The organism is Nocardioides sp. JCM 18998 (assembly GCF_055391535.1).
The window spans coordinates 2,851,624-2,872,162 of record NZ_AP043886.1 but is presented as its reverse complement, the minus strand read 5'-3'; the positions used below and the strand labels follow the sequence as shown (position 1 = coordinate 2,872,162).

The 20,539-nt window shown below is 71.8% G+C and carries 20 protein-coding genes; 7 read left to right on the top strand and 13 right to left on the bottom strand.

The window, feature by feature from the left end; genetic code table 11:
* Nucleotides 1-26 precede the first annotated feature (26 nt).
* From ACZ5L9_RS13460 to ACZ5L9_RS13450, 3 genes are read right to left on the bottom strand one after another with little or no spacing between them, the layout of a single operon-like run.
* Nucleotides 27-998, bottom strand: a complete 972-nt coding sequence (locus tag ACZ5L9_RS13460) for a co-chaperone YbbN (protein ID WP_464528540.1) — start codon at nucleotides 996-998, stop codon at nucleotides 27-29.
* Between the two features lie 59 nt (nucleotides 999-1,057).
* A complete protein-coding gene (gene meaB / locus ACZ5L9_RS13455; RefSeq protein ID WP_464528539.1) occupies nucleotides 1,058-2,020 on the bottom strand; it encodes a methylmalonyl Co-A mutase-associated GTPase MeaB in 963 nt (320 codons plus the stop codon).
* A gap of 21 nt (nucleotides 2,021-2,041) precedes the next feature.
* Entirely contained in the window at nucleotides 2,042-3,226 is a 1,185-nt protein-coding gene (locus ACZ5L9_RS13450; RefSeq protein WP_464528537.1) for an acetyl-CoA C-acetyltransferase, read from the bottom strand.
* 142 nt (nucleotides 3,227-3,368) lie between these two features.
* Here ACZ5L9_RS13450 and mce point away from each other — a divergent pair, with 142 nt between their 5' ends.
* Nucleotides 3,369-3,818 (top strand): methylmalonyl-CoA epimerase, encoded by a 450-nt coding sequence (mce, locus tag ACZ5L9_RS13445; protein ID WP_464528535.1) that lies wholly within the window; start codon nucleotides 3,369-3,371, stop codon nucleotides 3,816-3,818.
* 73 nt (nucleotides 3,819-3,891) lie between these two features.
* Here mce and ACZ5L9_RS13440 read toward each other — a convergent pair whose 3' ends face one another.
* Nucleotides 3,892-5,859, bottom strand: coding sequence for an esterase-like activity of phytase family protein (locus tag ACZ5L9_RS13440; RefSeq protein WP_464528533.1), 1,968 nt, complete (start codon nucleotides 5,857-5,859; stop codon nucleotides 3,892-3,894).
* Between the two features lie 219 nt (nucleotides 5,860-6,078).
* On the opposite strand from ACZ5L9_RS13440, the gene ccrA reads away from it, so the two are divergent.
* From ccrA to ACZ5L9_RS13425, 3 genes are all read left to right on the top strand, one after another.
* The gene (gene ccrA, locus ACZ5L9_RS13435; protein ID WP_464528530.1) at nucleotides 6,079-7,419 is read left to right on the top strand and encodes a crotonyl-CoA carboxylase/reductase; all 1,341 of its coding nucleotides are present in this window, start codon (nucleotides 6,079-6,081) and stop codon (nucleotides 7,417-7,419) included.
* Nucleotides 7,420-7,550: 131 nt separating this feature from the next.
* Nucleotides 7,551-8,873 carry a hypothetical protein gene (locus tag ACZ5L9_RS13430; RefSeq protein WP_464528528.1) on the top strand — a complete coding sequence of 441 codons (1,323 nt, stop codon included), beginning with the start codon at nucleotides 7,551-7,553 and terminating at the stop codon, nucleotides 8,871-8,873.
* On the top strand, nucleotides 8,870-10,012 hold the full coding sequence (locus ACZ5L9_RS13425; RefSeq protein ID WP_464528526.1) for an AI-2E family transporter: 1,143 nt from the start codon (nucleotides 8,870-8,872) through the stop codon (nucleotides 10,010-10,012). Before ACZ5L9_RS13430 ends, ACZ5L9_RS13425 begins: the two co-directional genes overlap by 4 nt.
* Before the next feature lie 8 nt (nucleotides 10,013-10,020).
* Here ACZ5L9_RS13425 and ACZ5L9_RS13420 read toward each other — a convergent pair whose 3' ends face one another.
* Entirely contained in the window at nucleotides 10,021-11,049 is a 1,029-nt protein-coding gene (locus ACZ5L9_RS13420) for an EamA family transporter (protein ID WP_464528525.1), read from the bottom strand.
* A gap of 39 nt (nucleotides 11,050-11,088) precedes the next feature.
* On the opposite strand from ACZ5L9_RS13420, the gene ACZ5L9_RS13415 reads away from it, so the two are divergent.
* Complete coding sequence (locus ACZ5L9_RS13415; protein ID WP_464528522.1) at nucleotides 11,089-11,631, top strand: CGNR zinc finger domain-containing protein; 543 nt, start codon at nucleotides 11,089-11,091, stop codon at nucleotides 11,629-11,631.
* A gap of 16 nt (nucleotides 11,632-11,647) precedes the next feature.
* Here ACZ5L9_RS13415 and ACZ5L9_RS13410 read toward each other — a convergent pair whose 3' ends face one another.
* The 4 genes from ACZ5L9_RS13410 to ACZ5L9_RS13395 form a co-directional block, all read right to left on the bottom strand.
* Nucleotides 11,648-12,763, bottom strand: a complete 1,116-nt coding sequence (locus tag ACZ5L9_RS13410; RefSeq protein WP_464528521.1) for a hypothetical protein — start codon at nucleotides 12,761-12,763, stop codon at nucleotides 11,648-11,650.
* A complete protein-coding gene (locus tag ACZ5L9_RS13405; RefSeq protein WP_464528519.1) occupies nucleotides 12,756-13,271 on the bottom strand; it encodes a SigE family RNA polymerase sigma factor in 516 nt (171 codons plus the stop codon). The genes ACZ5L9_RS13410 and ACZ5L9_RS13405 overlap by 8 nt, the downstream gene beginning before the upstream one ends.
* Before the next feature lie 63 nt (nucleotides 13,272-13,334).
* Nucleotides 13,335-14,144: an alpha/beta fold hydrolase gene (locus ACZ5L9_RS13400; RefSeq protein ID WP_464528516.1), complete on the bottom strand. Its 810-nt coding sequence runs from the start codon at nucleotides 14,142-14,144 to the stop codon at nucleotides 13,335-13,337.
* Nucleotides 14,141-14,923 (bottom strand): hypothetical protein, encoded by a 783-nt coding sequence (locus tag ACZ5L9_RS13395; RefSeq protein ID WP_464528513.1) that lies wholly within the window; start codon nucleotides 14,921-14,923, stop codon nucleotides 14,141-14,143. The genes ACZ5L9_RS13400 and ACZ5L9_RS13395 overlap by 4 nt, the downstream gene beginning before the upstream one ends.
* A gap of 44 nt (nucleotides 14,924-14,967) precedes the next feature.
* Here ACZ5L9_RS13395 and ACZ5L9_RS13390 point away from each other — a divergent pair, with 44 nt between their 5' ends.
* The gene (locus tag ACZ5L9_RS13390; RefSeq protein WP_464528511.1) at nucleotides 14,968-15,516 is read left to right on the top strand and encodes a DinB family protein; all 549 of its coding nucleotides are present in this window, start codon (nucleotides 14,968-14,970) and stop codon (nucleotides 15,514-15,516) included.
* Here ACZ5L9_RS13390 and ACZ5L9_RS13385 read toward each other — a convergent pair.
* Entirely contained in the window at nucleotides 15,492-16,466 is a 975-nt protein-coding gene (locus ACZ5L9_RS13385) for a helix-turn-helix transcriptional regulator (RefSeq protein ID WP_464528509.1), read from the bottom strand. The genes ACZ5L9_RS13390 and ACZ5L9_RS13385 overlap by 25 nt on opposite strands.
* Nucleotides 16,467-16,556: 90 nt before the next feature.
* Here ACZ5L9_RS13385 and ACZ5L9_RS13380 point away from each other — a divergent pair, with 90 nt between their 5' ends.
* A complete protein-coding gene (locus ACZ5L9_RS13380) occupies nucleotides 16,557-17,153 on the top strand; it encodes a DinB family protein (RefSeq protein WP_464528507.1) in 597 nt (198 codons plus the stop codon).
* Here ACZ5L9_RS13380 and ACZ5L9_RS13375 read toward each other — a convergent pair.
* The 3 genes from ACZ5L9_RS13375 to ACZ5L9_RS13365 all read right to left on the bottom strand — a co-directional run bounded on the left by ACZ5L9_RS13375 (nucleotide 17,150) and on the right by ACZ5L9_RS13365 (nucleotide 20,484).
* A complete protein-coding gene (locus ACZ5L9_RS13375; protein WP_464528505.1) occupies nucleotides 17,150-17,746 on the bottom strand; it encodes a TMEM175 family protein in 597 nt (198 codons plus the stop codon). The genes ACZ5L9_RS13380 and ACZ5L9_RS13375 overlap by 4 nt on opposite strands.
* Nucleotides 17,727-19,238 carry an MFS transporter gene (locus ACZ5L9_RS13370; protein ID WP_464528504.1) on the bottom strand — a complete coding sequence of 504 codons (1,512 nt, stop codon included), beginning with the start codon at nucleotides 19,236-19,238 and terminating at the stop codon, nucleotides 17,727-17,729. The genes ACZ5L9_RS13375 and ACZ5L9_RS13370 overlap by 20 nt, the downstream gene beginning before the upstream one ends.
* Before the next feature lie 73 nt (nucleotides 19,239-19,311).
* On the bottom strand, nucleotides 19,312-20,484 hold the full coding sequence (locus ACZ5L9_RS13365) for a 3-hydroxyacyl-CoA dehydrogenase NAD-binding domain-containing protein (RefSeq protein WP_464528502.1): 1,173 nt from the start codon (nucleotides 20,482-20,484) through the stop codon (nucleotides 19,312-19,314).
* Nucleotides 20,485-20,539: the final 55 nt, after the last annotated feature.

The window sequence follows — 20,539 nt, the reverse complement described above, 5'->3', positions numbered from 1 at the left end:
CTCGCCCGGCGAGAGGTGACCTCTCGTCAGAAGAGGGCGGAGGCGAGCGCCCGACGCCCGCTCAGCACGCGGGGGTCCTCGTTGCCGACAGCGCCGAAGAGGCCGAGCAGGTGCTCGCGCGCGGCGTTGCGCTCGTCGCCGGCCGTACGGGTGACGAGCCCGATCAGGCGCGCGAACGCCTCGTCCACGCGGCCGCTCACCAGGTCGAGGTCGGCGACCAGCGTCTGCGCCTCGACGTCGTCGGGAGCGGCGTCGGCGGCCGCGAGGGCGGCGGCCGGGTCCGCGCCCGCGGTGCGCTGCAGCACCTTCGCCATCGCCAGGCCGGCGGCGGCCTCGGTGTCGGCCGGGTTGGCGTCGACGAGCTTCTGGTACTCCGCCACGGCGCGGTCGATGTCGCCCTCGCCGAGCGCGTCCTGCGCAGCCGCGTAGCGCGGGTCGACGAGCTCCTCCTCGCCCTCGGCCGCCTCGACGCGGCGCGGCTGGTGGCGGCCGGTGAGGCCGGAGACGGTCAGCTGCTGGGCGACCTGGGTCAGCATGGTGCGCAGCTGCTCGATCGGGACGACGTCCTGGAGCAGCGGCTGCGGACGGCCGTCGATGACGGCCACGACCAGCGGGATCGACGGGATCTGCATCGCCTGGGCGATCTCGGGGGCGGTGTCGATGTCGACCAGGCCGACGAGGAAGCGGCCCTCGAACTCGTCCGACAGGGTCCGCATGTCGGCCGCCAGCTGCGCCGACTCGGGCATCCGGGTGGGCGAGTAGAACGCCAGCAGCACCGGGGCGTGCATCGACGACTCGAGGGTGCTCTGGAAGTTCTCGCGGCCCAGCTCGACGCTGTACGCGGTGCCACCGGCGGGGGTGCCACCGGCGGCGGGGGCACCCGCGCCGGCTGCGGTGCCGGCTCCGGGGGCGCCCTGCCCGGCGGCGGGCGGCTGCGCGGGGCGCTGGAGGGCGCCGAGGTCGATCGCTCCGGGACGGGAGAAGGGCTGCTGCGTCATGGCCGCGATCTTAGTGGTCGCTCCCACAGCCCCGGATCGTCGGTGCGACCGCCGCGAGCTCAGCCCAGCAGCGTGTCGGCGGCGGCGTACGGGTCGAGCGCACCGTCGGCCACCGAGGTGGCGAGCTCGTCGAGCCGATCGCGACCCTGCAGCTCCCAGCGCGCCCGCAGGGCGGCCACGGCGATGGCCTCGATCTCCTCGCGCGCTCGGCGTGCGCGCCGCGCGGCGAGCGCCCCGGACTCCCCGAGCCAGCGCCGGTGATCGGCGATGGCCGTCACCAGGTCGCCGAGCCCCTGGTGGCTCTGCGCGGAGATCGGCAGCACCGGCGGCCTCCAGGCCCCCTCGGGGCGCGCGGCCAGAGCGAGCATGCCGCGCAGGTCGCGGCGGACCGTCATCGCCCCGTCGCGGTCGGCCTTGTTGATGACGTAGAGGTCGCCGATCTCGAGGATGCCCGCCTTGGCGGCCTGGATCCCGTCGCCCATCCCCGGGGCGAGCAGGACGAGCGTGGTGTCGGCGAGACCGGCCACCTCGACCTCGGACTGGCCCACGCCGACGGTCTCCACCAGCACGACGTCGAAGCCTGCGCCGTCGAGGACCCGGATCGCTTGGGGCGTGCTCCAGGCCAGGCCGCCGAGGTGGCCCCGGGAGGCCATCGAGCGGATGTAGACGCCGCGGTCGCCGGCATGGTCGGTCATCCGGATCCGGTCGCCGAGAAGCGCGCCACCGGAGAACGGCGAGGACGGGTCGACGGCGAGCACGGCGACCCGCTGGCCGGCCGCACGCAGCTCGCGCACCAGCGCATTGGTGGTGGTCGACTTGCCGACGCCCGGAGCCCCGGTGAGGCCGATGACGTGCGCATGCCCGACGTACGGGGACAGCGCGGTCATCACCTCGCGCAGGCGCGGCGAGGCGTCCTCGACCAGCGAGATCAGACGGGCGACCGCCCGCGAGGAGCCCGGATCTCCGGGTCCTCCACGGGCGGCCTGCACGAGGTCGGCGACCTCGATGTCGGTACGAGCCATGGCTACGACGACCGGCGTCCCTTACTCCCCGGGGACGCGCACGATCAGGGCGTCGCCCTGGCCACCCCCGCCGCAGAGGGCGGCCACGCCGGTGCCGCCACCGCGGCGCTTGAGCTCGTTGGCGAGGTGCAGCACGACGCGGGTGCCGGACATCCCCAGCGGGTGACCCAGCGCGATCGCGCCGCCGTTGACGTTGACGATCTCCTCCGAGATCCCGAGCTCGCGCGCGGAGGCCATGCCGACCGCGGCGAAGGCCTCGTTGAACTCGACCAGGTCGAGGTCGGAGGCGGCCAGGCCGGCCTTCGACAGCGCCTTGGCGGTCGAGGCGGCCGGCTGCAGCTGCAGCGAGGAGTCCGGGCCGGCGGTCTGACCGTGCGAGACGATCTCGGCCAGCCAGGTCAGGCCGAGCTCCTCGGCCTTCGCCTTGCTCATCACCACCACGGCGGCGGCGCCGTCGGAGATCTGTGAGGCCGAGCCGGCCGTGATGGTGCCCTCCTTGCTGACCGGGCGCAGCCCGGCCAGCGACTCGACGGTCGTGTCGGCGCGGACGCCCTCGTCCTGGCTGACGACGATGTCGCCCTTGCGGGACGCGATCGTGACCGGGACGATCTCGTCGTCGAAGACGCCGTTCTTCTGGGCGGCGGCGGCGCGCTGGTGCGACTGCGCGGAGAACGCGTCCTGCTCCTCGCGGGTGAACCGGTCCGAGGCGGCGTTGCACGCGTCGGTCAGGTTGATCATCGCCTGCTTGGTGAACTGGTCGAAGAGCGCGTCGTAGACCATCGAGTCGACCAGCGTGGTGTCGCCGTACTTGAACCCGTCGCGCGACTTGGGCAGCAGGTGCGGGGCGTTGGTCATCGACTCCATGCCGCCGGCCACGACGATGTCGTACTCGCCGGTGCGGATCATCTGGTCGGCCTGGGCGATGGCGTTGAGGCCCGAGAGGCAGACCTTGTTGGTGGTGATGGTCGGGACGCTCATCGGCACGCCGGCACCCACCGCCGCCATCCGGGCGGGGTTCTGACCGGCACCGGCCTGGATGACCTGGCCCATGATCACGTACTCGACCTGCTCGGGCGCCACGCCCGCCTTCTCCAGCGCCCCCTTGATCGCGACCGTGCCGAGCTCGGCGGCGGTGAGCGACGAGAGACCACCCAGCAGGCGGCCGATCGGGGTGCGAGCCCCGGCGACGATGACGGTTCCGGACATGGTGCCTCCAAGCTGAGCGGTCAGTGGGCTCCGACATTACCGACGGGTAGTGGCCAGCGGGAGGGGGCCGTACGCGCCCTCGGTGTGCCCATGGTCACACCGATCTTCCCTCGCGCACCGGCCCTGGACCAGAGTGGCCCCCATGAGCCTGATCCCCGACCATCTGTTCATCGCCATCGACCACGTCGGCATCGCCGTGCCGGACCTCGACGAGGCCATCGCCTTCTACGAGTCGAGCTACGGGATGAGCGTGCTGCACAGCGAGACGAACGAGGAGCAGGGCGTACGCGAGGCGATGATCGGCTACGCCGGCAACCAGGGCGCGGCCGTCGTCCAGCTGCTCGCGCCGCTCACCGAGGAGTCGACGATCGCGAAGTTCATCGGGCGCAGCGGACCGGGCCTGCAGCAGCTCGCGCTGCGCGTCACCGACGTCGAGGCCGCCATGGCCCACATCACCGGGCGGGGCCTGCGCCTGCTGTACGACGCGCCCCGCCGCGGCACCTCGGACAGCCGGATCAACTTCGTCCACCCGAAGGACGCCGGCGGCGTGCTGGTCGAGCTCGTCGAGCCGGCCGGGAGCGCCGGGCACTGACACCCCGGGATCACCGGGGAGGCCCCGCCGACAGCGCTGACGTCGGCGGGGCCTCCCCTGTTCGCGGGGATCCTCAGCGGAGGCTGAAGCCGCCCGGGATCTTCGTGAGGTCGATCTTGATGATCTCGCCGAAGTCCTGCGGCCCCGAGCCCTGGCCGGTGGCGCCGGGCAGGTTCTTGAGCGCCTGGCTGCCGAGGACGCGCTTGGGGCCACCGTGGCTGATGCTGTCGGCCGGCCAGTTGGTGTCCTTGGCGACGTCGGTGATGCCGAAGTCGGAGTCGTCGGCGAGGTAGACGATGTTGTTCGCCACGTCGACCGAGACGCCCTCGACCTTGTCGTGCCCGAAGTACTGGCCGGTCGGGTCGATCACGTTCAGCAGACCGGAGTAGTCGAGGTACGACGTCGCCGGGTCGTCGTCGTCGGCGGTGTGGATGCCCGCAGCGACGAGGTTGGCGACCACGGTGTCGTGGGCGCCGCTGCCGCCGATGGTCTCGACGCTCTGCCCGCCGATGTTCAGGCCGGAGTTGGCGGCGCTGGTCTTGTCGGCGGCGACCGCCGGGGCGGTGATGTGCTGGTAGCTGTTGCCGGGTGCCGAGGCGAGCGCACCGTGAGGACCCACGTCCGTGGCGTTCGAGAGGTCGGCGATCCACAGGTCCTTCCTCGCCGGCGCGGAGCAGGCCGCGATCTGACCCGCCGTCGGGCCCTCGAAGCAGCCGTCCCGCTCGTCGACCACGAACCGGGTGTCGCTCAACGCGGTGATCTCGCTCGGACCCTCCACGATCGCGTTGCCGACCGGAGCGTGCATCACGTACATGTACTCCTGGACGCTGTGGTCGCTGATCTTGACCTTGACGATACGCAGCGCCTGGCCGGCGGCAGCCGTCGGGGCGGCGCCGCCTCCGGTGCCGACGTTCGAGTTGAGCGGCGCCTGCATCACGCCGACGAGGTAGTCGCCGGACGGCGTGATCGTCAGGCCCTCCATGCCCTTGTTCTTGGCGCGCTTGAGCAGCTCGGAGGGCAGCGGGTAGATCGTCTCGCCGTCGGTCGTGGTGGTCGTCGTCGCGACGTACGGGCTGTAGCGCTCGATCTCCTGGCCGGAGGTGCTGAAGTGCACGATGTAGGGGCCGTACTCGTCCGACACCCAGAAGGTGCCGTCAGGAGCGACCGCGACGGCCTCGGAGTCGAGCCCGTTCGCGCTGTTGACCACGTACGAGCCGTACTGGTCCTCGATGTCGTCGCCGGTGCCCTGCACGGCATGCACCTCCGGCGGGACGAGCCCGTTGAGGGGATCGCCGGCATGGCTCGACAGGCCGATGACGTCCTCGACCAGAGCCCGGCCGCCGACGAGGTGGATCTTGGCGATGGCGGGCTGGAAGCCCTGGACCGGGTCCATCTTGACGCCGTCGGGGCCACCGACGTTCGGGCCGCGGTCGGTGATGCCGTAGAACCAGCCCGGCTGTCCGGGGATCGCGGTCAGGCCCGAGCCGTAGCCGCTGCTGACGATCTTGGTGCCGTCCCAGTAGCCGTTCGGGGTGAGCTCGGTGCCGTCGGGGTTGGTCATCGGGAAGAGCTCGGTGCCGTCGACCGGCGCCTTGCCCCCGTTGGCCGGGATGGTCGGCACCGCCGTCACGGTGGAGACCGAGCCGGGCGCGGTGGCGGTGGCCGTCGCGGTCGCGGTGGCTGTCGCGGTGGTGGTGGCCGTCACCGTGACGGTCGCGGTCGGCCGGTGGGCCTGGCAGGAGATCAGCGCCGCCTGGGCGGCGGTCAGGTCGCCCTGGTCGTCCGCGAGGCGGGCGGTGGCGCGGGCGACGGCCTGCTGCTTGCGCGCCTTGGCCTGGACGCCCCTGGCCTTCTTCTGGCTCACGGCGGCGAGGGCGGCCCGGTCGTGGCTCACGGTGTTCTGGGCGGCCGTGACGGCCGAGCTCTGGGCGGTGCAGCTGGCGGCGGACGAGCCGCCGCCGACGGCGAAGGCGCCGATCGGCAGCACGACGGCAGCCGAGACCGTCGCGATGGCCAACGAGGTGCGGGCGGTGCGGTTCACAGACACTCCTCAGTCGAGGACCGCCGGCCGGGCGGTCACGGAATCCCCGGAAGTCAACCGGCGCCAACCGACCAGCGACCCGCGCCCAGGTGACCGGAACATGGCCAGCACCCGACACGTAGTGTCGTCAGTCACAGCAGTGGACCCGCCGGTTACTCGTCAGTAATCTCTGCCTCACGCCAGGGCCCGCGAGGGCCGCCCTCTTCTCAGGAGTACGACGTGCAGCACATCCTCGATGCCATCGTCAGCGGCGAGGCCTCCACGGAGGACTTCGCCAACCTCGAGCTTCCGGAGTCCTACCGCGCCGTGACCGTCCACAAGGACGAGGTCGACATGTTCGAGGGGGTGACCTCGAAGGAGAAGGACCCGCGCAAGTCGCTGCACCTCGACGAGGTCGCACTGCCCGAGCTCGGGCCGGGCGAGGCGCTCGTCGCCGTGATGGCCTCAGCGATCAACTACAACACCGTGTGGACCTCGATCTTCGAGCCGGTCTCCACCTTCGGCTTCCTGGAGCGCTACGGCCGCGAGTCCGAGCTGGCCAAGCGCCACGACCTGCCGTACCACGTCGTCGGCTCAGACCTGTCCGGCGTCGTGCTCAAGACCGGCGCCGGCGTGACCAAGTGGAAGCCCGGTGACCGGGTGGTCGCGCACTGCCTCAGCGTGGAGCTGGAGGCCCCGGACGGCCACAACGACACGATGATGGACCCCTCGCAGCGGATCTGGGGCTTCGAGACCAACTTCGGTGGCCTGGCCGACGTCGCGATGGTCAAGGCCAACCAGCTGATGCCGAAGCCCGAGCACCTCACCTGGGAGGAGGCCGCCTCCCCCGGCCTGGTCAACTGCACCGCCTACCGCCAGCTCGTCTCCGCCAACGGCGGCAACATGAAGCAGGGCGACAACGTCCTGATCTGGGGCGCCTCGGGCGGGCTCGGGGGCTTCGCCACCCAGTACGCCCTCAACGGCGGCGCGAACCCGATCTGCGTGGTCTCCAACGGGGAGAAGGCCCAGATCGTGCGCAACATGGGCGCCGACAAGGTGATCAACCGCTCCGAGATGGACTTCAGGTTCTGGAACGAGGACGGCACCCAGCAGAACCCGAAGGAGTGGCAGCGCCTCGGCAAGGCCATCCGCGAGCTCACCGGCGGCGAGGACATCGACATCGTCTTCGAGCACCCCGGTCGCGAGACGTTCGGCGCCTCGGTCTACGTCACCCGCAAGGGCGGCACCATCACCACGTGCGCGTCGACGACCGGGTTCATGCACGAGTACGACAACCGCTACCTGTGGATGAATCTCAAGCGGATCATCTCCTCGCACTTCGCCAACTACCGCGAGTCGTGGGAGGCCAACCGCCTCATCGCCCAGGGCAAGATCCACCCGACCCTGTCGCGCACCTACACGCTCGAGGAGACCGGCCAGGCGGCACTCGACGTGCACCACAACAAGCACCAGGGCAAGGTCGGCGTGCTGTGCCTGGCCCCGCAGGAGGGCCTGGGCGTGCTCGACCAGGAGCTGCGCGACAAGCACCTGGACAAGATCAATCTGTTCCGCGGGATCTGATCGCACGTCGTGTCACCGGCGAGGGCCGCTCCCCCGAGATTTCGGGGAGCGGCCCTCGCCCTTCACCGACCAGTGATGTGGGACCCTAGGACGCAGTCCACCCCACCCGTACGGAAGAGGTAGCGCCGACCATGAGCGATCAGGGCCTTTCGATCTTCGACGATGAGCCGAACGCGGCTGCCGAGGAAGGCACTGCCGCGGCCGGCAAGAAGCCGAGCGCGCCGGCCGGATCCGGCGGCGCCACGCCTGCGAAGGCCGCGGAGAAGCCGGCCGCGGCACCGGCCGCCAAGCCCGCCGCGCCGGCCGACGACGACCGCACCCAGGTGATCCCGCGGGTTACCTCCGCTCCCCCGGCGGCGAGCGCGCCGACCCGACCGGCGCCGACCGGCAACGCCCCGGCGACGCCGCCGCGGCCGGTGACCCCCAGCGTCCCCGGTGTCTCGTCCTCGCCGCTGCCGCTGGTGCGCCGTGGCGGCTACGACCCGGCCTCCGTCGACTCGCGCATCCAGCAGCTGACCTCGGCGCACGCGGCCGCGCACAGTGCCGCCCAGTCCGCCCAGCAGCGCGCCGCCGAGGCCGAGAAGGAGATCGGGTCGCTGCGCGAGCAGCTGGCCGAGGCCGCCAACCCGTCGTACGCGGGCCTGGGCGGTCGCGCCGAGGCGATGCTGCGTCTCGCCGAGGAGGAGGCGGGCGAGATCAAGAACGCCGCCGAGCGCGAGGCCACCGAGATCCGCAACCAGGCCACCCGCGACGCCGCCGGCATCAAGAACGACGCCCAGCGCGAGGTCGACGAGCTGCGCAAGGCGCACTACCAGGAGATGGACGACCACCGCGCCCGGGTGACCACCCAGGCCGAGCAGGAGCGCGCGCTGGCCCGCAGCGAGTCCGACGACCTGCTCGCCTCCGCGAAGCGCGAGGCCGACCAGCTCCGTCTGGCCGCCCAGCAGGAGACCACCGAGCAGCGTGCCGCCACCCAGCGCGAGGTCGAGCAGGCCCGTGCCGGCGCCGACCGTGAGGTGCAGGAGGCCCGCCGGATGCTGGCCGTCGAGAAGGAGCGCCTCGCCCGCGAGGCCACCGACCACCACAACAGCTCGATGGCCGAGACCCGCCGCCTGGTCGAGGAGGCCGAGTCGCGCGCCTCCGCCGCCGAGGAGCGCGCGCGCCAGGCGTCCGCGCAGATCGCCAGCCAGCGCGCCCAGGCCGAGTCCGACGCCGAGGGGCTCATCACGCGCGCCAAGCGCGAGGCCGAGCACATCCTCAGCAGCGCCCGCGCACAGGCCGACACGCTCACCTCCGCGGGTCACGCCGAGGCCGAGCGCGGCCTGGCCTCGATCCGCGCCGAGGTCGACCGGCTCTCCAAGCGGCGCGACGCGATCACCGCCCAGCTCGCCCCGCTCACCAACCTCCTCGCCGGTCTCGGCAAGGACGAGGAGTCCGACAAGGACGCTGAGTGAGCGACGAGACGCAGGCCTCCGGCGAGCCGCCGGAGGCCGCGCCCGCCGAGGCCGACACCCTGACCGAGGCCGAGGAGCCGGAGCCGCGGCTGGGCCGTCGGGGCAAGCCGTTCGACCGCAAGGCCCCCTACATGGTGGGCCTGCTGGGCGGCTTCGGCCTGCTCACCGCCTTCGCAGCCAGCAAGATCTTCGTCTCGCTGGGCAGCACCCTGGTCCTGATCATCGTCTCGCTCTTCATCGCCGCGGGCCTGGACCCGCTGGTCCGCGCACTCGAGCGGCGCGGCCTGCGCCGCTCGATGGCGGTGCTCGTCGTGATCGTCGTCGTGCTGGCGTTCATCGCGCTCTTCGTGTTCGCCCTCGTGCCGGTCATCGCCGATCAGGTGCGTGCGATCGGCAGCAACGCGCCCGACTGGCTCGACCGTCTGGAGAACAACCAGAAGGTCCGGGACCTCGATGACCAGTACGGCTTCATCGAGCACCTGAAGTCGTTCGTGACCAACGGCGACTTCGTCGGCCAGGTCTTCGGCGGCGTCCTGGGCGTGGGCCTCGCGGTGCTCAACGCGTTCTTCAACGCCTTCATCATCGTGGTGCTGACGCTCTACTTCCTGGGCTCCTTCGAGACGCTCAAGAAGGCCGCCTACAGCCTGGCGCCGGCATCGCGTCGCGAGCGGGTCTCCAAGCTGGGCGACCGGATCGTGGAGGGCGTCGGCGGCTACGTCTCCGGCGCGTTCATCATCGCGCTGTGCGCCGGCCTCAGCTCGCTCGCGCTCCTGTTCATCATCGGCATGGAGCGCTACGCCGTCGCGCTGGCGTTCGTCGTGATGGTGACCGACGTGATCCCGATGATCGGCGCCACCATCGGCGCGGTGATCGTGACGGCGATCTGCCTGTCGAACTCGGTCGAGACGGCCGTCATCGCGGGCATCTTCTACATCGCCTACCAGCAGTTCGAGAACTACGTGATCTACCCGCGCGTGATGTCACGCTCGGTCGAGATCCCCGGCGTGCTGACGGTCATCGCGGCGCTCGTCGGCGCCTCGCTGATGGGCGTGGTCGGCGCGCTGCTGGCGATCCCGACCGCCGCGGCGGTGCTGATGCTGGTGCGCGAGGTCTTCATCCGGGCGCAGGACGAGCGCTAGCGCCGCGATCAGCGTGACGCGGCGGCCTCGACCGTACGGGCGGCCGTCGCGAGCGTGTCCACCGCGTCCGGCTCGCCGGCGGCGGGCTCGCCGAGCTTGACCGCGACGACCCCGGCCAGGATGAGCAGGCCGCCGACGACCTGCACCCCGACCGGCAGCTCGTCGAGCAGCAGCCAGGCGAACAGGACGCTGGAGACGACCTCGAAGAGCGCCACGAAGCTGGCCAGTCGGGCTCCGAGGAGGCGGCCCGCGGCGATGCCGGCGGCGTACGCGAGGGCGGCGGTGACGATGCCGAGCACCAGGACGGCGACCCACCACGGCAGGTCGGCGTGCGCCAGCTCGACGGTGCCCCCGGCGGCACCGAGCGGCATCAGGTGGCTCAGGCCGAGCAGCCCGAGGACGGCGGTGCCGACGACCAGGCCGAGCCAGGCGAGCGCGATCGGCGGCAGGTCGATGCCGCCCTCCGCGTTGAGCACGAAGTAGACCGCGGCGCCGATCATCGCGCCGAGCGCCCAGAGCACGCCGGCGAGGCTGAGCCCGACGCCCCCGCCGATGAGGTCGAGGACCAACACCAGGCCGGCGGCAGCGATCACCGCGCCGACCACGGTGAGCGGCGCGGGCCGCTGGCCGTGGCGCAGCCACAGCCAGATCACGACGGCGGCGGGCGAGGTGTACTCGATCAGGATCGCCGGCCCGACCTCCATGTGCTGGACGGCGGAGAAGTAGCAGAACTGCGAGGCGGCCACGGCGAGCAGGCCGTAGACCACCACCGTCGGCAGTTCCCGGCGCAGCGTCCCCGGCGCCGCGCCGGCGAGGTGCCCGCGCAGCGCCCGCACCCCGAACGGTGCCAGGACCACCGCCGCCAGGCCGACGCGGAGCAGGACCACCGCTCCCGGCGTCCAGCCGATCGCGAACAGGCTCGAGGCGATCGAGCCGGACAGGCTGAAGCTGAGCGCCGACAGGACGGCGAGAAGCAGGCCCGGGCCGAATCGACCGGCGCTGGGCCGCGCGCTCGCGTCATTGGCGTAGGTGTCCATGACTCATGACATTAGGGACCCGTTCGGTAATCTGTCAAAGTGGTTTTCGCTCATGACACCGAGGAGTCGCTCCTCGCCGCCGTCGCGCTGGTGAACAGCGCCCAGCCGCCGGAGACGATGGCCACGGTGGCGGAGCTCGACGCGTTCTTCGAGCGCTTCGGCTACACCGGTCGCCACGACCGCACCCGCGTCGAGCTGGCGCAGGTCCGGGACCTGCGCCCCGAGCTGCGGGAGCTGCTGCTGGCCGGACGCGACGACGCCGTCGCGCAGGTCAACGCGATCCTCAGCGAGGAGCGGGCCGTGCCCCAGCTGATCCGCCACGATCCGCTCGACTGGCACATCCACGCGGTCGGCATCGACGCGCCGCTGGCGACCCGGATCCGCGTCGAGACGGCGATGGCGATGATCGACGTCATCCGCTCCGACGAGCACGCCCGGCTCAGCGTGTGCGCCGACGACACGTGCGAGGGGATCGCCCTGGATCTGTCCCGCAACCGTTCCAAGCGGTTCTGCTCGGTGGCCTGCGGCAACCGCAACGCTGTCGCCGCCTACCGCGCCCGGCAGGCGGACAGCGAGGCCTGAGCCCGGCGATCACTCATCACTCGCCCACGAGCACGCCCGGCACCTCGATCAGCGGACTCCCGTGCAGCACGGCGTTGACGCCGCCCACCGCCCACGGCCGGACGTCGGCAGCGGTGAGGCGATGCTGCAGGCCCGTCGGGTCCGCGATGCTGGGGCACGTCAGGTCGACCACATAGGTGCGACTCCGCGCGCGATCCCCCACCACGTGCAGCAGTGCCCACTCCCCGCCGCTGGCGCCGAAGCAGCTGTACTGCCCCATCGGGGTTGCGCTCTCCACCGCATCGGCCAGCTGCTCGGCCGACCCCGCTGCCAGCTCCTCGCCGTACAGCAGGCGGTAGCCGTCCGCAGCGGCACCGGCGGCCGTTCCGTCGGCGGGCGCGTAGGCGCACACGTCCAGCGAGATCGCGTCGAACGAGCCGGTGCCCTGCTCCCCGGGCTCGGGGGGCGCGTCCAGGTGGGCCGGGCAGGCCCGGAAGCTCGCCTGGTGGGCCGAGGAGAGGATCTGCTCCCGTAGCGCGGCGTCGGGGCTCGCCACGGTGACCGCGACCCCGGCGACCTCCCGGGTCTCCTGGACCGATCCGTCGGCCAGCTCGATGCTGCCAGTCGGTACGTCGGCGCCGAGCCAGGCGTACGACAGGTCCCCGCCCGAATCCCCGCCCGAATCCTGGGTCGCATCCTGGGGGCAGCGCGGCGTCTGCGCGATCGGGCGACCCACGTAGCCGGGCAGCCCGCCGTCGGCGCGCTCGGCGGCGGTCAGGCGATGGCCGTCGGCATCGACCGTCGGGCCGACGCCACACGCCCCCGGGGCTCCACCCCAGCCCCAGGTCGCCGGGACGTAGACGGCGACGTCGTGCCAGACCTCGAGCCGGTAGCCGCCCAGCGGTGTCGGCCCCTCGTCGGACGCGCGGTCCGAGGGGACGCCACCGCTCGGCGGCACATCGGTCGACCGGTGAACGACCGCCCCGATTCCGGCACCGGTCACGACCAGGGCCGCCACCGCGCCGATGCCCGCGAGCCGGCGGACCCGGCGCCGGCGCGCCGTCCGCGCACGCTGTGCCATCGGTGCCCGGGTCTCGGCCTCGTCGGCCAGCTGCGCGAGCCGCTCGCGCAGCGTCTCCTCGAGATCAGTCATCACTGTCCTCCTCGGCCAGCTCGCGTCGCAGGGTCTGCAGCGCTCGGTGCACGTGCGAGCGCGCGGTGGCCTCGGCGCAGCCGAGCAGCACGGCGATCTCGCGGTAGTCCAGGTCCTGGTAGAAGCGCAGCACGACAGCGGCGCGCTGGGCGGGTGGCAGCGCGGCACACAGCCGCCGCACGGCCTCGCGGGCGGTCACGTCCGAGGCCAGGTCACGCGCCGGCGCGCCCTCTCGCACCGCGTCCACCGGCGTCACCCGTCGGCGCCAGCGTCGCCACAGCGAGATGTGCTGGTTGACGATCATGCGCCGCACGTACGCCTCGGGGTCCTGTGTCCGCGAGACCCGGTGCCACGATGCGAGCGCGCGCTCGAGCGCGCTCTGGACGGCGTCCTCGGCCTCGCCCTGGCTCCCGGTGAGCAGGTAGGCGAACCGGAGCAGGGATGCGCTGCGAGCCGCCACCCAGTCGTCGAACGACGGCGCCGCGACGGGAGGGGGCCGATCGCTCACCCGTACATCCATGCATGACTCACGCCGCAGCGCGAGCGTTCGTTGCAGCTGAGCGGCGCGGCCTCAGCCGGCGAGGAAGCGGCGCAGGGCCTCGGTGAAGATCTCCGGCTTCTCCGAGTGCACCCAGTGCCCGGCGCCCTTGATGGTGACGAGCCGCTTGCGCGGGAAGAGCGTCGTCATCGCGGCGTCGTACTCGGGCGTGATGTACGCCGACTCACCACCCGCGATCCACAGCACCGGACCCTCGTAGGGCGGCAGGGAGGCGACCACGTCGGCGGGCCACGCCGAGAGCTGCCCGGCGTCGCGGGCGAGCACCTCGAGGTTGGGCTGCCAGCGCCAGTGCTCGCCGTCGCGGCGGAGGTTCTGCAGCAGGAACGAGCGGACCGAGGCAGTCGGGACGGCCTCCACCAGGGCTGCGTCGGCATCCTCACGGGTGGCGAGCGTGGTGAGGTCGAGCGCGTGCATCGCCTCGATGTACCCGCTGAACTCGCGCGCGGTGCCGTAGACGACCGGGGCCATGTCGGCCACGACCAGCCGCTCCACCAGCTCCGGGCGGCGCAGCGCCGCCATCATCGCGACCTTGCCACCCATCGAGTGACCGACCAGGGCCACCGGGCCGGTCTCGGCCAGCGGGGCGAGCACGTCGTCGGCGACGATGTCGGCCATCTGCACGTAGTCGACCCGGTCGGTCCAGGCCGAGCGGCCGTGGTTGGGCAGGTCGACGAGGGTGATGCGGTGATCCGCGGCGAGCGCCTTGCCGATGGTGTTCCAGTTGCGGCCCTGGCCGAAGAGACCGTGCAGGAAGACGACCGAGCTGCTGCCGTCGCCGTACTGGAGGGTGTGGAGGGAGCGGCCGTCGGGCGCAGGACTCACAGGTCGAATCCGTCGAAGAGGTCGCCGATGCCGTCACCGATGCCACCGAACATGTCGCCCAGACCGGATCCGATCTCGCCGATGCCGTCGCCGACGCCCTCCGCAAGCGCGCCGAGGCCCTCACCGACACCCTCGAACATGAAGCCCATGAACATCCAGTCCAGGACGCCGAAGCCGCCGAAGTAGCCGCGGGCGTACGGCTGGTAGGCGCGCCCGCCCTCCCAGTACGGCACCCGGCGGGAGCCGACCATCACCTGCCGCGCGTCCGGCTCGGCGCCGGCGCGGATCCGCTCGGCGTCGAGGGCGCAGGCCGGGACCTGGCGCACGGCGCCGCCACCCGGGGCGAAGTCCACGTCGGTCACGGCGATCCCGTGCCGCGGGTCGAAGAAGCAGGCCGGCCGGCGGGTGGGCAGGGCGTCCCCGGCGAGCCGGGCCCGGACACACGCGATCGCGTAGCGGCCGTCCTCGACGATCTTGGTGACGTTGCTGATCTCCTCGGGGCGGGTGATCGACTCCCCCGCCTTGCCGGCGGCCTCGTAGGCGTCCAGCGCGCGCTGGTAGTCCGCCCGGGCGCCGTCGTCGAGGGCCTGGCCGGCGGTGTCGAGGTCGAGGTCGCGCAGCTGCTCGCCGAGCGCCGTCACGTCCTCCAGGGCGAGCTTCTTGACCGGCTCGAGCTCGCGCTGCGCCCGCTCGAGCGCGGCGGCCCGGCTGCGCTTGCGGGTCTGCCGCACGGCGATGACGATCGCGATGATCGCGATGAGAAGGACCACTCCACCCATGGCACCAACCCTACGGCGACGTCGGTAGCCCGAACGCGGGGGCCGTGTCACGCTGGGGTATGGCGTTCTGGCGCGATCAGCTCCTCGACCAGCTCGACTTCCACTGGGAGCACCAGCTCCGGCCACGGCTGGCCGGCCTCGACGACGCGGAGTACCGGTGGGAGCCGGTGCCCGACTGCTGGTCGCTGCGCGAGGGCGGGGACGGCCGGCTGAGCCTCGACTGGGCCTGGCCCGCGCCCGAACCGGCACCGGTGACCACGATCGCGTGGCGGCTGGCGCACGTCATCGTCGGGGTCCTGGCCATGCGCAGCGCCTCGCACTTCGGCGGTCCGATCGTCTCGTACGACACCTTCCCGCTGGCGGCGACGGCAACCGAGGCGCTCGCCCAGCTCGACGTGGAGATCGCGCGCTGGCGCGCGGGTGTTCTCGGGTGGAGCGACGAGGACCTGCGCGTGCCGTGCGGTCCCGCCGAGGGCCCCTACGCCGAGGCACCGCGGGCGACGCTGGTCCTGCACGTCCACCGCGAGGCGATCCACCATCTGGCGGAGGTCAGCCTGCTGCGCGACCTCTATCTGCGCTCGCCGGGTGCCTGAGCGGCCGCGAGGAGCCGCTGCCCGAGGTCGGCGGCGAGGGAGCGGATCTCCTCGGGCTCGAGCACCTCGAAGGAGAAGCCGAGACGGGCGACGTGCAGCAGCACCCACGCCGGCTCAGGCGCGCCCGCGCTGAGCACACACGTCCCCGGCCCCTCGTCGGGCTCGATCACCGCCACGGTCGCGGGAACCCGCTCGCGCACGGTCGCAGCGTCGGCGTGCACCCGTAGCCGGACCGGTCGACGGGAGGGCGAGACGCTGATCGCCTGCTGCACCATCTCCTCGGCCGGCGGGTGCGGGCGCGGCGTGAACCGGAACGTGGTGGTCCGGACCTCGCCGAGGCGATCGAGGCGGAACGTGCGCCAGTCGGCGCGATCCAGGTCGTACGCGACGAGGTACCAGCGGCGACCGGTCGCGACCAGCCGGTACGGCTCCGCGCGGCGCAGCGAGGACGTGCCCCCGCGATCGACGTAGTGGAACTCCACCCGCAGCAGGTCGCGGTAGGCGCGGGCCAGGCTCAGCAGCGTCTCGGCGTCGACGGCCGTCTGCGACCCGGCCAGGGTGGCGATCGCGTCCTGGAGCGCGCGCACCTCCGACCGCAGCCGGGTGGGCAGGACCTGGTCGAGCTTGGCCAGGGTGCGCACGGCCGCCTCGCTCACGCCGCTCACGGTGCCGCCCGCGGCAAGCCGCAGGGAGACGGCGGTGGCGATCGCCTCCTCGTCGTCGAGCAGCAGCGGCGGCAGTGCCTTCCCGGCGCCGAGCTGGTACCCGCCGCCCACGCCCTGGGTCGCGCGCACCGGGTATCCGAGCGCCCTCAATCGCTCGACGTCGCGCCGGATGCTGCGGCTGGTCACGCCCAGCCGGGCCGCCAGCTCGGGGCCTGTCCACACCGGGCGCTGCTGCAGCAGCCCGAGCAGGCGCAGCACCCGCTCGGTGGTTCCGCTCTCGCTCATGGGGAGAGCCTGCCACCGATAGCGGACCGAAACTGTCCGCTTGATGCGGGAGGCTGCAGGAACAAGTCAGTGACCCGAGAGGACCCTCCGATGCCCGCACACGCCCCCGTCACCCCCGACGAGCGCTCCGCACTCCTCGGCTTCCTGCGCCAGCAGCAGGACGCCCTCCGCACCGCCGCCTACGGCCTCACCGACGAGCAGGCCGCGCTCCGCTCCACCGCGAGCCAACTGTCCGTCGGCACCCTGGTCAAGCACGTCACCTTCGTCTCCCAGGGGTGGCTCGACAAGGCGGTGGCCGGCCCCGAGCATCCCGCGTTCGGCCCCGATGCCGACGGCGCCGCTGCGGCCTGGGCCGATGCGTGGGAGTGGCGCGAGACCGACACGCTCGCCGAGGTCCTACGGGCCTACGACGAGGTCTGCGTCGCTGTCCTCGACGGGGTGGCGACCCTCGACCTCGACAAGGCGGTGCCGGTGCCGGACGCCCCCTGGTTCCCCCAGGACGTGGCCGCCTGGTCGGTGCGCTGGGTGTGGTTCCACCTGATCGAGGAGATCGCCCGCCACGCCGGCCACGCCGACATCCTGCGCGAGTGCGTCGACGGTGCCGACGCGATCGCCCTGCTCGCCGGGCGCGAGGGCTGGGAGGAGCAGCCCTACGTCAAGCCGTGGCGGGCACCCGCCACGGTCTAGACGGTCGGCATCTCGTCGCGGGCCTGGAGCCAGCGCTCCACCCGGCGATCCGGGATCAGCCAGACGAGCGCCACGATGACGTAGGGCACCACGCCGAGCCACGGCCTGACGAAGCAGAGCCCGATGCCGATCGCGTAGAACACGATCGAGAGCCGGCCCTTCCAGTCCTCGCCGAAGACCTCGTCGAAGTGGCCGCTGGTGGGCAGGCGTCTGATGGCCTGCACCAGCAGCCAGTACGCGATCGCGGCACCGATGAGGTTGACGCCGAAGACGATCGTCGGCGTCTTCGCCAGCTTCTCCTCGTCCATCCAGTTGGTCGTGTACGGGTAGAGCGAGAGCCAGAAGAGCAGGTGCAGGTTGGCCCACAGCACGATGCCGTCGACGTGCGGGACGACCTGGAAGAGATGGTGGTGGTTGCTCCAGTAGATGCCGACGTAGACGAAGCTGAGCAGGTAGGTCAGCAGGCTGATCCCGGCGGTGTTCCACAGGCTGTGCAGGGTGGGGTCGTCGGGCAGGTGGAGCTCCAGCACCATGATCGTGATGATGATGGCGAGGACGCCGTCGCTGAACGCCTCAAGCCTGCTGCTCTTCATGGTGGTGATTCTGCCCGTCCGTGTCGGCCTGCCCGTCTGCATCCTGCGCCTCGTCGTCCGCGGTCAGCGGCTGTGCGATGCTCTCCAACGACCGGCCCTCGGCCTTCACTCCGAGGAACGCCTCCGCGACCCCGCCACCGATCATCAGCACCGCCCCGAGGAAGTAGCCCGCGGCGATCACGGTGACATCCTTCTCGGCCTCCGCGCGGTCGATCAGCCAGCCGAAGAGCAGCGGCCCGCTGATCCCGCCGGCCGCCGTGCCGATCGCGTAGAAGAACGCGATGCACAACGCTCGGGTCTCCATCGGGAAGACCTCGCTGGCCGTCAGGTAGGCGGCGCTCGCACCCGCCGAGGCCAGGAAGAAGATGACGGCTCCCATCAGGGTCAGCGTCTTCGCATCGAGGTCGCCGAGGATCAGTCCGGCGACGGCGAGCAGCACCCCGGAGACGACGTACGTCGCGGTGATCATCGGCACCCGGCCGATCCGGTCGAAGAGCGGGCTGAGCAGCAGTGCCCCGGCGAAGTTGCTGGCCGCGAAGATAGCGAGATACCAGCCGGTCTGCCCGACACCGAAGAACGTCGAGAGGGTGTCGCCGTAGGTGAAGAAGAAGGCGTTGTAGAGGAACGCCTGACCGACGAAGAGGCTGAAGCACAGCACCGTACGGCGCGGATAGCGGGCGAACACGGTGTGGGCGATCGTGACGAAGCCGATGCTGCGCCGCTGCCGGATGGTGATCGACTCGCCCACCTCGCCGAGCTCCTCGCCGGTCTCCTCGGTCACCGTCCGCTCCACGTCGCGGACGATCTCCTCGGCCTCCTCGTCGCGGCCGTGGATGAAGAGCCAGCGCGGCGACTCGGGCACGTTGCGGCGCACCAGCAGGATCCCGATCGCGAGCACCGCGCCGAGCCCGAACGCGAGTCGCCAGCCGATCCGGGCGTCCACGATCGAGGGGTCGAGCAGAGGAATGGTGAGCAGAGACCCCGCTGCCGCGCCGACCCAGAACGAGCCGTTGATCGCCACGTCGACCCGGCCGCGGTACTTCGCGGGGATCAGCTCGTCGATCGCCGAGTTGATCGCGGCGTACTCGCCGCCGATGCCGGTGCCGGTGAGGAAGCGGGCGGCGAAGTACCACGCCGGGCTCATCGAGAAGGCGGTGAGGACGGTGGCGACGGCGTAGACGCCGAGAGTGATCAGGAAGAGCCGCTTGCGACCGAACCGGTCGGTGAGCTGGCCGAAGAAGAGCGCCCCGACGCAGGCGCCGGCGACGTACGAGGCCCCGGCGAAGCCGATGTCCCAGCCGCTCATCCCCAGACCGGTGTCGCTCGGGCGCAGCGCATCGGACATCGACCCGACGATGGTGACCTCGAGACCGTCCAGGATCCAGACCGTGCCGAGGCCGATCACCACGAGCCAGTGCCATCGCGCCCACGGCAGCCGGTCCAGCCGTGCCGGGATGTCGGTGGTGATCCTGCCTGTCTCGATGGTGCTCATGCCCGGACAGGTACCCGGAAAGGGCCGGACCCGGCACGGTCGACTGGGCACGGTCGACTGGGCAGGCGTCGCCTCAGTAGGTGTGGAAGCCCTCGCCCGTCTTGCGACCGAGCTTGCCCTCGGCGACCTTCTGCTCCAGGGTCGCCGCGGGAGCCAGGCCCGGCTCCTTGAACTCGGCGAAGAGCTCCCTCTCGATCGCCAGGGAGACATCGTTTCCGACCACGTCGAGCAGCTCGAAGGGGCCCATCGGCAGGCCGACCTGCTCCTTGACGGCACCGTCGATGGTGCCGAGGGCCACGCCGGCCTCGGAGAGCTTGACCGCGTCGTTGAGGTAGGGGAACAGCAGCGCGTTGACGATGAAGCCCGCCCGGTCGGCGCAGCTGACGCCGACCTTGCCGACCCGGGCGGTCAGCGCACGGACGGTCTCGTCGACCTCGGGGGCGGTGTGGGTGGTCGTCACGATCTCGACCAGCTTCATCACCGGAGCCGGGTTGAAGAAGTGCATCCCGATCACGTCAGCGGGGCGAGCGGTCACCTCGGCGAGCCGGGTGATCGGGAGGCTGCTCGTGGTGGTCGCCAGGATCGCACCCGGCTCGAGGATCGCATCGAGGTCGGTGAAGAGCTCGGTCTTGACCTCGAGGTCCTCGGCGATCGCCTCGATGACGATGTCGGCGTCGGCGAGGGCGCCGCGTTCGGTGGCACCGGTGAGGCGGCCGAGCACGGCCCGCTTCTCATCCTCGGTGGCCTTGCCCTTGGCGATCGCGCGGTCGAGGTTCTTGCCGATGTAGCCGACGACACCGTCGACCTTGTCCTGGCCGCGGCCGACGTAGACTACGTCGTAGCCGGCCTGGGCGAAGACCTGGACGATGCCGCTGGCCATGGTGCCGGTGCCGACGACGCCCACCGTGGCGATCTGGTGCCTGAGCTCCGGGGCGCCGGCTCCGGCCGCGCCCGACGGGCCGTGGAACGTCGTCCCGGCGTCGGCGATCTGCTCGAGCAGCGCGACCGGCTTGTGCAGGCTGTCGCCGGTCTCGGCGAAGCGTGCGGCCAGCGCGTCGCGGACGACCCCGGGGCCGACCTGGTCGAGGTAGGCCAGCGGTCCCACCGGGTAGCCGCAGCCGAAGCGCATGCCGTTGTCGATGTCGGAGGCGGTGGCGTACTCGTCCTGGAGGAACTTCACCGCGTGGTTCAGGTACGGGTAGATCAGCGTCGGGGCGATCTGCTCGGGCGACTGCGAAGCACTCATGCCGGGCATCATGACACCGTTACTACTCGTCGGTAACCCCGTAGTGATCGGCATC